At 42.0% G+C, this 14,926-nt stretch carries 16 protein-coding genes and 1 pseudogene; 13 read left to right on the top strand and 4 right to left on the bottom strand.

Annotation, left to right across the window (positions count from 1 at the left end; translation table 11 throughout):
• Nucleotides 1-8 precede the first annotated feature (8 nt).
• Both JL57_RS24805 and JL57_RS35480 read left to right on the top strand, forming a co-directional pair.
• A complete protein-coding gene (locus JL57_RS24805; protein WP_034141846.1) occupies nt 9-623 on the top strand; it encodes a YigZ family protein in 615 nt (204 codons plus the stop codon).
• A gap of 199 nt (nt 624-822) precedes the next feature.
• Nucleotides 823-969, top strand: coding sequence for a hypothetical protein (locus tag JL57_RS35480; protein WP_291299905.1), 147 nt, complete (start codon nt 823-825; stop codon nt 967-969).
• 105 nt (nt 970-1,074) lie between these two features.
• Here JL57_RS35480 and JL57_RS24800 read toward each other — a convergent pair whose 3' ends face one another.
• On the bottom strand, nt 1,075-2,121 hold the full coding sequence (locus JL57_RS24800) for a sensor domain-containing diguanylate cyclase (RefSeq protein WP_034141845.1): 1,047 nt from the start codon (nt 2,119-2,121) through the stop codon (nt 1,075-1,077).
• 352 nt (nt 2,122-2,473) lie between these two features.
• On the opposite strand from JL57_RS24800, the gene JL57_RS24795 reads away from it, so the two are divergent.
• The 3 genes from JL57_RS24795 to JL57_RS24785 are packed head-to-tail and all read left to right on the top strand — an operon-like array spanning nt 2,474 to nt 5,104.
• Nucleotides 2,474-3,151, top strand: a complete 678-nt coding sequence (locus JL57_RS24795; RefSeq protein ID WP_034141844.1) for a hypothetical protein — start codon at nt 2,474-2,476, stop codon at nt 3,149-3,151.
• A 21-nt stretch (nt 3,152-3,172) separates the two neighbouring features.
• The gene (locus tag JL57_RS24790; protein ID WP_034141843.1) at nt 3,173-3,955 is read left to right on the top strand and encodes a PRC-barrel domain-containing protein; all 783 of its coding nucleotides are present in this window, start codon (nt 3,173-3,175) and stop codon (nt 3,953-3,955) included.
• 24 nt (nt 3,956-3,979) lie between these two features.
• Nucleotides 3,980-5,104, top strand: coding sequence for a VanW family protein (locus tag JL57_RS24785; protein WP_034141842.1), 1,125 nt, complete (start codon nt 3,980-3,982; stop codon nt 5,102-5,104).
• A 99-nt stretch (nt 5,105-5,203) separates the two neighbouring features.
• Here the strand turns inward: JL57_RS24785 and JL57_RS24780 are convergent, their stop codons facing one another.
• Nucleotides 5,204-5,956, bottom strand: a complete 753-nt coding sequence (locus JL57_RS24780; protein ID WP_034141841.1) for a TSUP family transporter — start codon at nt 5,954-5,956, stop codon at nt 5,204-5,206.
• Between the two features lie 170 nt (nt 5,957-6,126).
• On the opposite strand from JL57_RS24780, the gene JL57_RS24775 reads away from it, so the two are divergent.
• From JL57_RS24775 to JL57_RS24750, 6 genes are read left to right on the top strand one after another with little or no spacing between them, the layout of a single operon-like run.
• Nucleotides 6,127-7,185: an HD-GYP domain-containing protein gene (locus JL57_RS24775; protein WP_034144604.1), complete on the top strand. Its 1,059-nt coding sequence runs from the start codon at nt 6,127-6,129 to the stop codon at nt 7,183-7,185.
• 19 nt (nt 7,186-7,204) lie between these two features.
• Nucleotides 7,205-7,852 carry an endonuclease III gene (nth, locus tag JL57_RS24770; protein ID WP_034144603.1) on the top strand — a complete coding sequence of 216 codons (648 nt, stop codon included), beginning with the start codon at nt 7,205-7,207 and terminating at the stop codon, nt 7,850-7,852.
• A 32-nt stretch (nt 7,853-7,884) separates the two neighbouring features.
• Nucleotides 7,885-8,658: a fumarylacetoacetate hydrolase family protein gene (locus JL57_RS24765; RefSeq protein ID WP_034144602.1), complete on the top strand. Its 774-nt coding sequence runs from the start codon at nt 7,885-7,887 to the stop codon at nt 8,656-8,658.
• A 46-nt stretch (nt 8,659-8,704) separates the two neighbouring features.
• Complete coding sequence (locus tag JL57_RS24760; protein WP_034144601.1) at nt 8,705-9,523, top strand: menaquinone biosynthetic enzyme MqnA/MqnD family protein; 819 nt, start codon at nt 8,705-8,707, stop codon at nt 9,521-9,523.
• A gap of 3 nt (nt 9,524-9,526) precedes the next feature.
• A complete protein-coding gene (locus tag JL57_RS24755) occupies nt 9,527-9,892 on the top strand; it encodes a GIY-YIG nuclease family protein (protein WP_034144600.1) in 366 nt (121 codons plus the stop codon).
• A gap of 25 nt (nt 9,893-9,917) precedes the next feature.
• On the top strand, nt 9,918-10,103 hold the full coding sequence (locus JL57_RS24750) for a 2-hydroxymuconate tautomerase (RefSeq protein ID WP_034144599.1): 186 nt from the start codon (nt 9,918-9,920) through the stop codon (nt 10,101-10,103).
• A gap of 88 nt (nt 10,104-10,191) precedes the next feature.
• Here JL57_RS24750 and JL57_RS24745 read toward each other — a convergent pair whose 3' ends face one another.
• On the bottom strand, nt 10,192-11,583 hold the full coding sequence (locus JL57_RS24745) for a uridine kinase (protein WP_034144598.1): 1,392 nt from the start codon (nt 11,581-11,583) through the stop codon (nt 10,192-10,194).
• A gap of 218 nt (nt 11,584-11,801) precedes the next feature.
• On the opposite strand from JL57_RS24745, the gene thrC reads away from it, so the two are divergent.
• Nucleotides 11,802-13,268, top strand: coding sequence for a threonine synthase (gene thrC, locus JL57_RS24740; RefSeq protein WP_034144597.1), 1,467 nt, complete (start codon nt 11,802-11,804; stop codon nt 13,266-13,268).
• A gap of 366 nt (nt 13,269-13,634) precedes the next feature.
• Here the strand turns inward: thrC and pheA are convergent, their stop codons facing one another.
• Entirely contained in the window at nt 13,635-14,498 is an 864-nt protein-coding gene (gene pheA / locus JL57_RS24735) for a prephenate dehydratase (RefSeq protein WP_034144596.1), read from the bottom strand.
• A 294-nt stretch (nt 14,499-14,792) separates the two neighbouring features.
• On the opposite strand from pheA, the pseudogene JL57_RS24730 reads away from it, so the two are divergent.
• Nucleotides 14,793-14,926 (top strand): annotated as a pseudogene (locus JL57_RS24730) (IS110 family transposase); the annotation flags it as partial.

Raw genomic sequence — 14,926 nt, 5'->3', positions numbered from 1 at the left:
ATGTGTACGTGGAAGAATTTTTTACGTTATCTGAAATAACTATTCGAGACCAAGTCATTGAAAAATCGCAATTCATTGGCGTTGCAGTTCCCCTACAGACGATGGAGCAAGTTGAAACGTCAATGCGAAAAATTCGCACAGATTACCCCAATGCACGTCATTACGTTTTTGCCTATCGATTGCATAATGGCCTTATCGAGAAGTCTTCGGACGATGGTGAGCCGCAAGGGACGGGAGGACGACCTATTCTAGATGTCCTCCAACATCGAAATGTCTGGAATGTGCTGGTAGTAGTGGTGAGATATTTTGGCGGAATCCTGCTTGGAACAGGGGGACTGTCCAGGGCTTATGGGGGAACTGCTCGGCAAGTTATTAATGAAACTGAATTAAAAAGAATTGTAACCTATCGGAGTTTCTTGTTGAGTGTGCCTTATGAATGGTTTGAAATGCTTAAGTATCAGTTTGTTCAACATAATTGGACCATACTAAGAGAGGAATTTTGTGAAGTCATAAAGCTGCATGTCTATGTCCCCGAACAAGAAGCTGATTTATTCATGAATTGGATAGATAATTATACTCGAAAGCAAGTAAACTATGAGGACTTAGGGGTAGAGTGGAGATAAAGCCTTGTCTTAAGAAATAGAAAATTTATTAAATTATGAAGAGTGGAACTTTAAGAAAGTGAACACAATCACTTTCTTTTTGGATTTCGGCATGTTATAATTTATTAAAGTGAAAAGAAGAACAAACTTTTCTTGGAAAGTGAAAAAAGGGACAAAGTAGTTGCTCATATAAGAATTACTAAATTAAGGGGGTGATTTCATGTTAGCTTTCATTCCAGTCTTAATCATTGGAGGATTTCTTGGCGGGTGTGCTGTAGTAATCACGGCATCGTGTTGTCAACTGATTAGAATAACAGTTAATTCTTCCCAAAATGGAGGAGCTTACCCCAGAGCTATTCAAGCATAGAATTACAACCTTCCCAGAATGCAATACTTTCTAGAAAAACATGATTACACCCCTTCATAAATGAAGGGGTGTAATTTTTAGTTTGCAGGACGGTTGATAGGATAATTACTCAAAAACACTTTGGTTACGGCCCGTAGTTTTGGCTTGATGTAGGGCGTGATCCGCCCTATAAATCACGGATGTTGGAGAATCCGAAGGGTGCCAAAGTGTCACGCCGATACTCACTGTGACAGAAACCTCGCTGCTTGTTTTTGGATAATGTACAGTAGTTTTTTCCACAACTTCTCGAATCTTCTCACTGATTAGTAAAACAATTTTTTCGGTGGCTTCTGGTATAAGAACGACGAACTCTTCTCCACCATACCGGGCAATCAGGTCTTCTTCCCTTAAATTGTGCTGGAGTTCTCTTACAATCGTTTGAAGTACTGTGTCTCCAAATTGATGGCCATATCGGTCATTAAACTGTTTAAAGTTGTCGACATCTATGATAAGTAAGCCAAAGGTGACTGAGCGCTTACGACGTTGGCAGAGTGAAATGTGTTCTCGCAAGCGTTTTTGAAAGTATCGGTGGTTATACACACCTGTAAGTCCATCTGTAATGGATTCACGTTCTACAATGGCATAAAGAAGAGCATTTTCTAAAGCGGAAGTGGCTTGACCTGCTATTGTTTCTAAAAATTTCATTTGTTCGGGAGTGATCTCCGTTTGTCGGAGGGAATGAATATTTATGGTTCCAATTTTGTGTTGGGCATTCTGAAGAGGTAGGCAACAGATCCATTCCCAATCTTGACAACCTGTAGGGGATCGATAATACGTAACCCCGTCCGATAGTACCTTGAAGAGAAATGACAAATCAAGCTGGGGAGGTATTTGTGGAGAGAGAGTTCCTGAGTCGAAAACTCCTATAACCTCAAAGTCTTGTTTTTTTTCATTATATAGACAAACGCTCGCTTGATTAATACTAATCAGAGAAACGATTGCACTGATTATATTAGTAGCAATAACCTTCGGATCAAGAGATGCATTAAGCGCACGCGCAATATCTAAAAGGACGTGTGTTTGTAAACGGATTTCTTCAAGCTGGTTTTCTAAGACGTTTATCCTCTGATACAACTCAGTAATGTCTATAGAGTCGTTTTTAGGATCTGACATAGTATAAGCCTCCCACCCCGTAACTGGCTGTTATAATCTTGTATGGAAGAAAAGGTTTTGAACCTTTATAGTATTCTCCCTAAATTGTATTTATCCTTCGCAATAATTTTTATAGTTGCAAAGAAATTGTTCGAAATACCGACAAATGTAAATTATTATCCTGAAAATCGGAATTGTAAGAAGAAGGAGAAATGAGATTTCTGTCGAATTTTTCTAAGAGGACTGTTCAGGATGAAGGAGGACCTATATTCTGACATATCAAATAACCGTCATTATTGGAAGTATCCCATTTGTAATGTATTTGACTTGGAAAGCCCAACTATTTGGCATTACCAAGAGGAGAGCATTTTTGATGGCCTTCTTTTTGTGTTGTGCGGTCTTAATGTTCCCTTGGGCTCTTCGGATGGGAGGGACAAATTGGTGGATTTTGTCCGTTTTGACCCTTATTTCTACAGGGGTACTATGGCCAAAAATTCGAATTAAAAAGGACAAATCAAAGATCAATGTAGTGTCTCTCGAACTAAACATATCCGAAGAAATCACTGTTATCCAGGAGAGAAAAGTAGAACCTCAAGAAGAGCAGGAGAACATAGTAGAACCTCAAGAAGAGCAGGAGAACATAGTAGAAGCTCAAGAAGAGCAGGAGTCTATAGACGAAACTCAAGAGGCTCTAGTTAGTATTGCTAAGGAGATGACCGATCACATATTAACAGTTGATCAATTCCCTAAGGGAATTGACAACGAGCTGTCCATCGATGAGCTGATTGATCTAGGATTTAAAGCAAAATATACAGACAACTTTGAACAGGCTGCTTCCTATTTTTTCCGAGCGTTATCTCTCGATCCTATGCCTGATATTGCTTTTTATTTAATTCTGGATTGTTATTGGCTTTGGAACAATTTGGGCGAGCGTAAATGCGCGCTAACTCAGCTTGATGGGTATGTTAAAAGGTATATACCGCTATTCAATTCCGAACTAAGTCATCAGTTTGAAGCCTGGATGACGAAAGAAAATATCTACAAAAACTAAATCTTAGGGGGATTGTTCACGATGAAGCCGACTAAAGAAATTATAGGGTTGCGTATTATTAGTATTTCGGACGGAACTCAAGTTGGGGTTGTAAAAGATTTTGTCCTTAATCCGCAGGAGAAAACTTTAGATTTTTTGATTATTGATCAACCTACAGATTATTTTGGAGCGAAGGTCATTCCTTTTGCCGACGTTCTAGGTCTTGGAGCGTTTGCGATTACGATTCCTGATCCCAATGTTATCCAAGATGTCGCCCAAAATATCGAAGCCCAAAATTTGTTAAAGCAAGATACCCGTGTTATAGGAACAAAGGTATTGACTAAAAAGGGTCAACTCATTGGAGAAGTGAAAGAAATACTGATCGATGAGGAAACAGGTCGTATTGCCGCTTGCCTTTTTGAAGCAGAGGGTCAGATGAATGAAATTAGTGCCGAAAAAATTATCACACTAGGCAAGGAATTATTGATTATCGAAGGAGATCAAATGCTTCAAAATCGTCAGATTCCTGATCAAAACACTGAAAACCTGTCTCAAACGTCCTCCAACTCAACAGCACCAACCCCAAGGGCAGATGATATCCAGGACACGGCGGGAGTTGATTCTGCCGGAGAACCAGAAGCTGGTTTTAACTTATTTGAGCAACGACAACTGCAATATTTCATCGGCAAAAAGGTAGAGAAAAACATTGTCCTTGATAATGGTGACATTTTGGCGGCTGGAGAAACGATTACGCCTGAAATGGTAACTCTCATCACTACCCGTAGTACCTTGATGGAAGTAACCTCCCATTTACAAAAAAATTAAGAAAGCTCAATGGGATGAAGCTATATGAAAAAAACTGGATTTCTTCTGATCGCCTTGTTATTGCAATTATGTGTTACCCTCGTTATTGGGACCGTTGTTTCCTATGGTAGTACCAATGATCGGGCTCCATCAGGTTTGATTGTTTGGGGGCTGGACTTTTCTGGTTTAAATAGGGATCAGGTAGCCGCTCAATTAAAAGAAAGAATTCCGAATTCTGTCACCTATGAAGATCAAGTCTTTCCCTTGAAAGCAGAACAAACGCATAAGGTAATCGAACAATGGTTAGATCAGGTTTTTCCACGTTCAACTGGCTCTAAGATTGCAGATCACCTAAGTAACTTAGTACGTTCCAAAAACGACATTTCGACGGATCAGCTCGGAATGGACAGAGATGAGACTATAGATCAGTTGAAGGCTATAAGTGGGATTATTAACCAACCTATGCTTCAGGCAACGATAGCTTATAAGCATGGGCGATTAGAAAAGACACAAGGAAAATCAGGGCATGAAATGGATGTTGAAGCGACCTGGGTGAAGATTTCTCAAGAGCATGAGTACAAGCAGGTTGAAGCTGTTATCAGAGAAATTCCTGCACAGCCCAGTACAGCTGACTTAGCCAAAATTAACGATATTCTAGGGGATTATACAACGTATTTTAATTCTCAGAATGTGCCACGCACCCAAAACGTGCGAATAGCTGCTGAGGCGATCAATGATCACTTAATACCACCGGGCAAAGTATTTTCTTTCAACGGGGTTGTGGGAGAAAGGACTGAGGCTGCTGGTTACTTGCCTGCAGTTGTCTTTGTTGATAATTCCATGATTAAAGAGAATGGTGGAGGCATCTGCCAAGACTCAAGCACTCTTTTCCAAGCCGTCCGCCAGGCTAATTTGGCCATTGAAGAGAAGCACACGCATTCCTTACCGATATCCTACGTGTTAAAAGGACAAGATGCCACCGTTTTCTATGGTCTTCTTGATTTCCGTTTTAGAAATGATACGCAAGGGTATCTATTAATCAGTGCCCGAACGGGGGAGAACTGGTTAAGAATACGACTATTTGGACTGGCAGATGATCGACACCCGACTCTTAAGAACCCAGAGGGATATCCTACAAGTCCTGTGGATTGGCACCTGGATCCAAAATAGAAGACTCCCTGATAGATGGCAAAGTTAAGGTTAGCCGTCTGCAGGGGGTCAATCTATTTGCTGAAGATTTACAGCCCATTTGCTGATTTAGTTGAGAGGTTATATAGACTGATAAATAAGTTTTGCGGCAACTAACAGAGACATAATGATAAAGATTGGTTTAACTAGTTGAGCACCTCGTCGTATTGCTAGTTTGGTTCCCACATAGGAACCTAAGATCATGGAGAGAGCCATGGGGATACCATAAAAAAAGTCGATCTTTCCATGCCAGGCGAAGAGGAGAAGCGAGGCAATATTGCTTGTAAAATTTAAGACTTTAGAATTTGCAGAAGCCACGACAAAGTCAAAGCCATAGAGAGCGATAAACGAGAAGATGAGGAAGGACCCTGTCCCAGGGCCGAAAAATCCGTCATAAAACCCTAACGCAAAGGCAAAAAGACATCCTATCACAATTTTAGGAAAATCGAGTCCTTTGAACTGATTTTCCATTCCTAAATTTTTATGTAACAGGGTGTAAATTCCTACAATTAAGATTAAGACTAAGACTGCTTTGTTTAAAAAAGCTGAGCTTACACTGAGAACTGCCCAAGCGCCCAGAAAAGCACCTATTAAGGTAAATGGAATTTGCCACTTTACAAGTGAAAAGTTCACTTTTCCAGAGCGTGCAAACGTAATGGAACTGTTTAAAGAAGCCATGGAAGCCGCAAATTTATTGGTACCAAGTGCAAGATGTGGGGGAACACCCACCATCAGTAATGCAGGGAGACTAATAAGTCCACCGCCTCCGGCAATTGCGTCGACTGCCGCAGCCACAAAACCTAAGGTACAGATTAGGAAAAGATCAAACCACATTTTTAAAAATACCTCATTCTATTTTATTTGCCTATTGATTATACTCTCAAGGAACGTTTACGTCATCTCATTGAACAAGAAACTGAGAAATAATTTAATAATCTTCTAAGTTTGTATGATACTATGGTAATAGTAATAAAGATGCTTCAAGGGAAGGAGCAAACCTCTAAGTGCGGCAAGTAAGTGTTCATTCGTTAACAATAGGAGATGTATTAGGAAAAACCATCTTCTCCAGTTCTGGCAGAATCCTGTTAGGAAAAGGGGTTAAACTAACTCCGTTATTTATAGCAAAATTAAAAGATATGGGTCTCTCTATTCTGTACATTGAAGATGATCGTTTTGATGACGTTCAGGTTGAAGACGTTATCAGGGAGGAACATCGTCGCGAAGCTATGGAATTTCTAGAGAAAAGTACGAGGTCTATCCAGCTAGGGAAAAATCTTAACGATTCTGGCTTAAAGAATATTATAAGGAAAATTGTCGAAGAGATTTTGTTTAAAAAGGATATTCTAGTCAATTTGATGGACATGCGTAGTTTAGACAATCAACTGTTGGCCCACTCTGTCAATGTATGCGTTCTTTCGACGGTCTTAGGGAAGGCCCTCTTATTTGATCGTGAAAAACTTGAAACGCTTGCTATAGGTGCTATACTCCATGATTTTGGAATGCTACAACTGGATCCTAAGCTGATAACTAAAACCGGGGATCGTACCCCAGATGAAGTGGAACTTCTGAAAACACATACAACCTTGGGATTTGAATATCTTCGCAAACGAAAAGACCTTAATTTAGCAGTTGCTCACATTGCTTTTCAGCATCATGAACATCTGAATGGTACAGGCTATCCTAGGGGTTTAAAAGAGAGCGAAATCCACCCTCTAGCACAGATTGTGGGGATTGCTGATCTTTATGATAAGTTTACATCCGACCATAGTGACGTGGAGCGGATTATGCCCTATGAAGCGTGTGAAATACTAATGGGTCTGGCAGGTACACTCTATCCTTTAGAGATGATCCGTCTATTTCTAAGGAATATTGCAGCCTACCCGACCGGGATAACTGTGCGACTAAACAACGGCGAAATTGGGGTTGTGGTGGATCAGAACTTAAGCATGCCTGCTCGCCCGATTGTCCGTGTTTTTGATGAGTCAGAATTTGGGACAAATACGATGAAAGAATACAATATGGTGGAAAAACGCACCATTTTTATTCAAGAAGTCTTAGGTTAAACAAGGGGAGGGTTCACGAATGGCGCAAATTCGTTCAGCTGAGTCAATCCCGCAATATATTTTTGATGCTTTGCAAGAGAGGTTTCCTGATGCTCGCTGTGAGTTAGTGTATCATACGCCCTTTGAATTACTAATAGCGACGATTCTATCTGCTCAGTGTACCGATGAGAGAGTAAACCTAGTGACTTCCTCCCTGTTTGCCGAAGCGAATACTCCAGAGGGGATCCTCCGTTTAGGCCAAACTCAACTCGAAGATAAAATTCGTTCTCTGGGACTCTTTCATAACAAAGCAAAAAATATTCTTGCAGCTTGCAAGGTGCTGGTTGAGGACTATGAAGGACGGGTACCTGCTGATCTAGAGCTATTAAGAGAACTTCCAGGGGTAGGACGTAAAACGGCCAATGTTGTTGTCAGCAATGCCTTTGGCATACCTGCAATCGCGGTAGATACTCATGTTTTCCGAGTCGCACATCGTATTGGGATTGCTAGTGGTAAGACTCCAGAAAAAGTCGAGCAAGAACTAGGTCGAATTTTCCCCCAAGATAGATGGTCCTTAGTCCATCATCTTCTGATTTTTCAGGGTAGACGGATTTGTAGTGCCCGGAAACCGCTTTGTGAGGAATGTCCGCTGGCTCAAGTTTGTAAGATCTATCAGACAAAAGAGTAGATAATACCATTTAGAATGAAAGGATGATTCTCGTGAAATACGTTCGCTTTACGAATCCTGAAAAAGAGATTGGTTATGGTTTTGTCGAAGGGGAGAAGGTGCACCTGATTAATGGATCATTTCTTGACCCCCAAAGCCAACCAATCGATGCCTGGCTGCCCTTAGATCAAGTTAGCCTACTTGCTCCAGTAGAGCCAAGCAAAGTGGTCTGTGTTGGTCTTAATTATGCGTTACATGCCAACGAATTAAATCATTCGTTGCCCGAAGATCCGGTTATTTTTATCAAGCCACCTACTAGTGTGATTGGTCCAGATGCTGAGATAATCTACCCCAAGATCAGTCAACGCGTGGACTATGAAGCTGAATTAGCTGTCATAATCGGAGCAATCATCAAAAATGCGACAGAAGACGAGGCCTCAAAGGCAATCTTAGGGTATACCTGTGCTAATGATGTCACCGCTAGGGATCTTCAAATGAAAGATGGTCAGTGGACCCGTGGTAAATCATTTGATACGTTCTGCCCAATTGGTCCTTGGGTCGTGACGGATATCGATCCGAGTAAGCTGGATATACAGTTATTTCTAAATAGTGAAGTAAAACAGTCTTCTAACACCCAACATTTCATCAATTCTATACCAAAACTCGTGAGCTTTATTTCTCAAGTAATGACCCTCTATCCTGGAGATGTCGTGCTGACAGGAACTCCAGAAGGGGTAGGTCCTATGCAACCTGGTGATGAGGTGATTGTTAGAATTCAATCAATCGGGGAATTGCGCAATACCATAGTAAAAGATAATAAGTGTTAGAAAAGGAGATTTCCCAGCCAATGACTGTATACATGGGGGTAGACGTATGATACGAATTGGACATAATCCAAATACTAATATGTTGCCAATGTTCCATTTTTTATCGAGAGAGCATCCTTTGCTGGAGTCGATTACAGCAGAACCAACGGGACACAATGCTATGTTGGCTGATGGACGGATTGATATGGCACCGATTAGTGCCTTTTCTTATGGAGAGCATTGGCAGGATTATATGATTTTGCCAAATCTTTCTGTTTCGACAAGAGGGCGGGTAGGCTCCATCCTTTTATTCTCGAAAGTTGACTTGAAGGCCTTGGATGGGGTGACAGTTGCTTTAACGGATACATCGGCAACCTCGGTGAATCTGACAAAGATCTTGTTGCACCATTATTATGAAGTTGCACCGCGCTATTTAACGGTGCACTCTGATCTTGAGGGGATGTTTGACATTGCGGACGCAGCGCTCCTGATCGGAGATGCGGCAATTCTGGAAGCTCTCAAAAATCCGTCTTGCTATGTCTACGATCTGGGTGAAGAATGGTATAAGCACACCGGATTTTCCATGACCTATGCTGTTTGGGCTTTTCCTAGAAAACTCATATCCGAGCGCGGGGAAGAGATTAGGAGTGTCTATCGTTTGCTCCTTGACGCTAAAGAACAGGCACTAGGCAATATGAATGATATTGTAAAGACGTGTCAAACCATGCTTGGGGGATCAAGTGAATTCTGGAGAGACTATTTTTCTCAGTTTAATTATGGTTTAGATCATACTTATATTTCGGGGCTGAAGAAATATTTAGATTCTTGTTTTGAACAAGGTCTTTTGTCAAGTAGTCCTGTATTAGATTTTTGGCCAGAGGATTAATCTATGGGATATTGGGTTTACCTTGCTCGTTGTAGTAATAATACGATTTACACGGGTGCAACAACTGACCTCAAACGAAGAGTGCGAGAACATAACCGGGGGTATAAGGGACGCAACGGGGCAAAATATACAGCAGCACATCTGCCAGTTTCTTTGGCCCAAGCCTGGGAGGTTGATTCTTGGAGTGATGCACTTAGGCTAGAGTATGCCATAAAAAAATGCGTGCGCTCGGAAAAGGATCGACTTATCAAGCAACCAGAACAAATTCAGCAACTTGCTGAGCGTCGTAAGTTTACCTTCTCGATTTCTGAGACTTCTCCAGAATTGTGGAAGCAGACGGATATACCTGACGAGAATTTAGAGGATTGAATATTTTTGGAGGGAGGTGAAACCAATGCCAATCGTACAAGTTGAGTTATTAGAAGGCCGCACTATTGAACAGAAGAGGTTACTCGCAGAGAAAGTGACCCAAGCCATTGTAGAATCCATCGGGGCACCTGCGGAAAGTGTATCCATTATCATTCGTGACATGTCTAAGGAGAACTACTCAAAAGCAGGAGTCCTTGCTATTGATAAATAGTTAGTGAAGCATTCACTTGATAGCAAAAGCACGAAGTGAGTAACTTCGTGCTTTTGCTTATTTGCTTAGTGAATAAGATAGTTTTAGATTAGACTTGATAGGCACTTCCCCCCATGAATTCTCTCAAAATCGAGTTAAAGGGGACTGTCGAAGTGTCTAATGGGTTAAAGAATGATAGGAGAGTTAAGAGGTGAATTGCTGTTTTATAAGTAGGACTCTCCCGGGGAACAGATTTTAGTAATTCTTCGGCGCTAGGACGAAGTGCATTAAGTTCGTATAAGAGGCTAGAATTGAACATCACATCCGCTTCTTCTTGATAAGGAAAGATATTATGATTTTCACCTCTTCGGACACTGTCCCACTGTGCCAGGGTTCGTTCAGGGTTTATCCCGCGGAATTGATTGTCTCTTACGAGCCGACGAATTAGTCGGACATCGGTCGTCGAAACGCGATTGTAGACATCAAGATTAAGTTGGAAAAGGGCGCTGATGTAGATCTTAAACATTTGGTTGCGATCTAATGAAGGCAGCAGGCGAGGATTAAGGGCATGGATGCCTTCAATAACTAGGATTTCATTGGAACTTAGGCGCATGGGCTTACCAGTGGGACAACGCCCACCGCACACAAAATCAAAGACTGGGGTTTCTACTTCGGAGCCACCAATCAGGGTGTTTAAGTGAGTAGCGAGTAGGGGTAAATCAAGAGCTTCTAAGCATTCGAAATCGTATTGGCCGAAGGCGTCAAGGGGAGTTTGTTCACGTGGAAGGAAGTAATTGTCGAGGGAAAGGGCCACGGGACGGAGCCCATTGACACGAAGTTGTGTCGATAGCCGTTGAGCAAAGGTCGTTTTACCAGATGATGTTGGACCAGATATTAGAATGACACGGACATTGCGCCTCTGATCAAAGATCTTATCCGCAATTGACGATATTTTCTTTTCATGTAAGGCCTCCGCCAAATAGATCAAATCTGGAGAAGAATTTTCTGAGATAATGGTATTTACGTCTTGAACTTTAGAAAGGTGTAAATTTTCTAACCAGCGTTGAGTCTCAGAATACGTCGCCGAAAGTTGTTCAGGAGGTACAAAAGGGGAAATTAATTCTGGATGATTGGCATTGGGAAAGTGCAAAATAAAACCAGGTGGATAATGGATGAGTTGAAAGTATTTCAAGCTGCCAGAACTCTCAAACGGCGGGTATAGGGCGTCGCATACGTCTTGATTATTCAAACTACAATTAAATAAATGATTACTTCCAGACGCATAGGAGATCGGTTGGTCTGCGATAACCCACTCTTTTAGAAGATCCTCAATTTTTTGGACTTCTCTTGAAGATAAAAGGGAGTCTTCGAGCTCACAATAGACACCATCAAGAATCGAGTGTGTAATCTTTAGTTGTTCCTCTGGAAAAAGCTCTTTGACCACCCCAATGAGTCCCAGGATCAGACTTTGGCGATATCTTCGGATTGTGTAATCTGACATTTGTGTCCGCCTTTCAAAATTTTTAAGATGCCTAATTATTCGCTGACTAATTTGTTGCTTCCTCAAAATAACTCTGGAATTAAGCCTAGTTTACGAATCTGAATTGACTGACTTCTCACATAGGAAGGAAATTTGTCCTAGCACGGCGAATAATCAGCGAATGTATTTAATGGATCAAACAAATCTATTATACCAAGAATATACAAGGAGGGAAATATATGTACGAAAGCACACGAGGGAATCTTTCGGGTCAAATAGCATCTCAGGCGATTGCCTTAGGAATGGTACCAAACGGGGGACTCTTTGTTCCTTCAACGTTTCCCGCCTTGAATTGGCAGGACCTTCAGGGGTTAGCTTATCGAGACGTCGCTTTTCGCGTAATGGCCCCTTATTTACCTGAATTCACCGAGTCAGAACTCTCGGAAATAGTGAACGTTTATTCTGATGGCACGTTTGAGGGAGCGAATCCAGCCCCGTTGGTACCCGTAGGGAATTTTGGAGTACTGGAGCTTTGGCACGGGCCTACAGCTGCTTTTAAAGATATGGCGTTACAGGTATTACCCGACTTATTGAAAGTAAGTCTTACTCGATTGGACTCTAAGGCTGAAGTATTAATTCTGGTAGCTACATCCGGTGATACAGGCAAAGCAGCCTTAGAAGGCTTCAAAAACAGAGAAGGCATACATATTGTTGTCTTTTACCCCGCAGGCGGCGTAAGTGCGGTTCAAGAGCGACAGATGAGTACGACAGAAGGGTCGAATACCCATGTAGTTGCTGTGAATGGAAACTTTGACGAGTGCCAAACTGCCGTGAAGCGGATTTTTGCTTCAGATTCAATAAAGGCAGACTTTGAAAAGAAACAGTTGACTTTTTCTTCGGCTAACTCGATTAATTGGGGACGACTTCTTCCCCAAATCGTCTATTACTTTTGGGCTTATTTACAGGCAGTAGAACAGGGGAAAATAACACCTGAAGCTAAAATGAATGTAGTGATTCCTACTGGGAATTTCGGCAATTTATTAGCCGCGTATTATGCTAAACGCATGGGGCTTCCGATCGGGCAAATCATTAGTGCTTCAAACCAAAATAATGTCCTGTCTGATTTCTTTGCTACCGGGGTTTATGATAGTAAGCGAGCATTTTTTCAAACGATCTCGCCTTCGATGGATATTTTAATATCCAGTAACTTTGAACGTTTTTTGTATGAGATGAGTCATAGAAATGCGGAGCAAGTCCGAAGTTGGTATGATTCGAGCAACCAAGGGATGTTTACTGTAGACCCAGATACTTTAAAACATTGCCAAGACACGGTCTACGCCGGATGGACAAGTGAGGAGGAAACCCTAGAGACTATTGCCCATAGTTATCGAACCTATCAGTACGTATTTGACCCTCATACTGCCGTGGGGTTGAAAGTCTATAATGACTATCTTGCGGCGACTAAGGATCAAACTTATACTGTGATTGCTTCTACGGCAAGCCCCTTTAAATTCGCAGTCAACGTTTTAGCGAGTTTGGAAGGAGAAAGCTCTAGGGATGAGTGGGAAGCCTTAGAACGTCTTAGCCAGTTGACTGGGTGGAAAATTCCTTTAGGGCTTCAAGGGTTGGATCAGAAGTCAGCAAAAACGGTGGCTAAGTGTGAGCCGGAAGAGATCGCTGGGTTAATAGAGAGGATGTTTGCGTAGGGAGGAAGTGTCTTAGCCCACTCGCACAACGTTCCATTGCTATTCGCTTGTCGCTCAGGCTAAACCGCAAAACTTCTGGGCTTACTGCATGTGAACAGTTGCGGTTCTTAACGCCTGATCAACTGCGCTCATTGACGCAATTCCACTAATCGTGCTCATTAAGCTAAGAAACTTCCTCTGGCTTGGGGTCGACGGGGGCTAGAACGCCTGGGCGGCTGACGCTGTTTGTGTCTGGACACAAATGTGCTGGGTGTGTTTTTGGGGGAAGGGATCGACGTGATTTAGAATTAGGTATGGTTCCTGGTGTGTGGATTTGATGATTCTGTTGGGCATATAGAAAAAGGAGAGAGGATTTATCCTCTCTCCTTAAAAAATTCGTTCGTCTGGAAGTGCTTTGGGATAGGAGCCTAATAATTTGACAAAGGTCTTTTCCTCTTTGAGCGCCCAGAGAACATCTTGGATGGGGGGAGCGAAGACATAGCCGTCGACATCAACAAAGAAAACGTATTCTCCCAGTTTTCTTTTAGAGGGACGAGATTCGATGCGGCTGAGATTAATGTGTCGCTTACTAAATTCCCCTAAAATGCGATACAGTGCGCCGGGTGTATTTTCTGTAATGACTAGTAAAGAGGTTTTATCCTCTCCCCCAGACATTTCAGCAAGTTTATGACCGACAAGTACGAAGCGTGTGGCATTTAGTGTGATATCCTGAATTCGTTCTTGAAGCAAGTGGAGGTTATAGAGGTGAGCGGCTCGACGTGGTCCGATTGCTGCCCAGTTTTCACGGATTGAAGAAATCTTATGGGCTGCTTCAGCTGTGCTTAAACAAGTGATCTGTTGAGCATTGGGGAGGTGTTTCTCGAGAAAATCTCGGCATTGTCCAATGGCCTGTTCATGAGAATAAACTCTTTCAATCTGGTCAAGCGGCATTCGTTCGTGGGCTAAAAGGCATTGGTCAATCGGATGCACGAATTCATGGGTGATGAAGATATGCTCTGTCTGGCCTAGGGTATCCATGGTCACGCCCACTTGCCCTTCAGTGGAATTCTCTAAAGGGACAAAAGCCCAAGCTATTTCCATATCATTACAAGCCAATAGTAAGCGTGGTATAGTAGAGAATGGTATAAGCTCGGGGGGGTCTTCGGTAAACTCAGATTGAGTGGCAATAAATAAATGGATTGCCTCTTCGGAAAAACTTCCCTTGGGTCCTAAATAGCCCATTTTATTCATACTTCTGTCTCCTTCGTATGCATTCTGTAGTATAAAGAAACAACCATGAACCCTGGCGCTCACAAATTAGAATGAAAATGTTTTCCAGTCATGCGAATTCCATAGTCTTCCATTTGGAATACTCTTATTGGCGGGAGTTAAATATCCGCAAGTTTATTGGTGGAATTTCCCCCGTTAAAGAAACTGGTTTCAGTAACCTTTGAGTACAAATTAGTGTGCCTTGAGCACGTGTAAGAAATTTCTTTTAGTTTCAGGTTACTGAATCTCCCGCCAATTAATTAAAGGAGGTTTCAAATGGACGCTATTTTGGAATCATGTGCTGGCTTGGATGTTCACCAGGAAACAGTTGTAGCTTGTATACTCACTGGTTCTCTTGATCAAAAGCCTAAGAAAGTAGTTAAAACGTTTTCTACTACAACGACCGAACT

This window comes from Desulfosporosinus sp. BICA1-9 (genome assembly GCF_000802135.1).
Note: the sequence above shows the minus strand (reverse complement) of the source record. Positions and strands in the feature narration are given on the sequence as shown.

What these genes read in the sequence shown, in the direction of transcription:
- nth (WP_034144603.1), top strand. Translation starts at nt 7,205, where the DNA reads ATGGCGCAAATTCGTTCAGCTGAGTCAATCCCGCAATATATTTTTGAT.
- JL57_RS24755 (WP_034144600.1), top strand. Translation starts at nt 9,527, where the DNA reads ATGGGATATTGGGTTTACCTTGCTCGTTGTAGTAATAATACGATTTAC.
- JL57_RS24790 (WP_034141843.1), top strand. Translation starts at nt 3,173, where the DNA reads ATGAAGCCGACTAAAGAAATTATAGGGTTGCGTATTATTAGTATTTCG.
- JL57_RS35480 (WP_291299905.1), top strand. Translation starts at nt 823, where the DNA reads ATGTTAGCTTTCATTCCAGTCTTAATCATTGGAGGATTTCTTGGCGGG.
- JL57_RS24760 (WP_034144601.1), top strand. Translation starts at nt 8,705, where the DNA reads ATGATACGAATTGGACATAATCCAAATACTAATATGTTGCCAATGTTC.
- JL57_RS24795 (WP_034141844.1), top strand. Translation starts at nt 2,474, where the DNA reads ATGGCCTTCTTTTTGTGTTGTGCGGTCTTAATGTTCCCTTGGGCTCTT.
- thrC (WP_034144597.1), top strand. Translation starts at nt 11,802, where the DNA reads ATGTACGAAAGCACACGAGGGAATCTTTCGGGTCAAATAGCATCTCAG.
- JL57_RS24745 (WP_034144598.1), bottom strand. Translation starts at nt 11,583, where the DNA reads ATGTCAGATTACACAATCCGAAGATATCGCCAAAGTCTGATCCTGGGA.
- JL57_RS24750 (WP_034144599.1), top strand. Translation starts at nt 9,918, where the DNA reads ATGCCAATCGTACAAGTTGAGTTATTAGAAGGCCGCACTATTGAACAG.
- JL57_RS24800 (WP_034141845.1), bottom strand. Translation starts at nt 2,121, where the DNA reads ATGTCAGATCCTAAAAACGACTCTATAGACATTACTGAGTTGTATCAG.
- JL57_RS24785 (WP_034141842.1), top strand. Translation starts at nt 3,980, where the DNA reads ATGAAAAAAACTGGATTTCTTCTGATCGCCTTGTTATTGCAATTATGT.
- pheA (WP_034144596.1), bottom strand. Translation starts at nt 14,498, where the DNA reads ATGAATAAAATGGGCTATTTAGGACCCAAGGGAAGTTTTTCCGAAGAG.
- JL57_RS24780 (WP_034141841.1), bottom strand. Translation starts at nt 5,956, where the DNA reads ATGTGGTTTGATCTTTTCCTAATCTGTACCTTAGGTTTTGTGGCTGCG.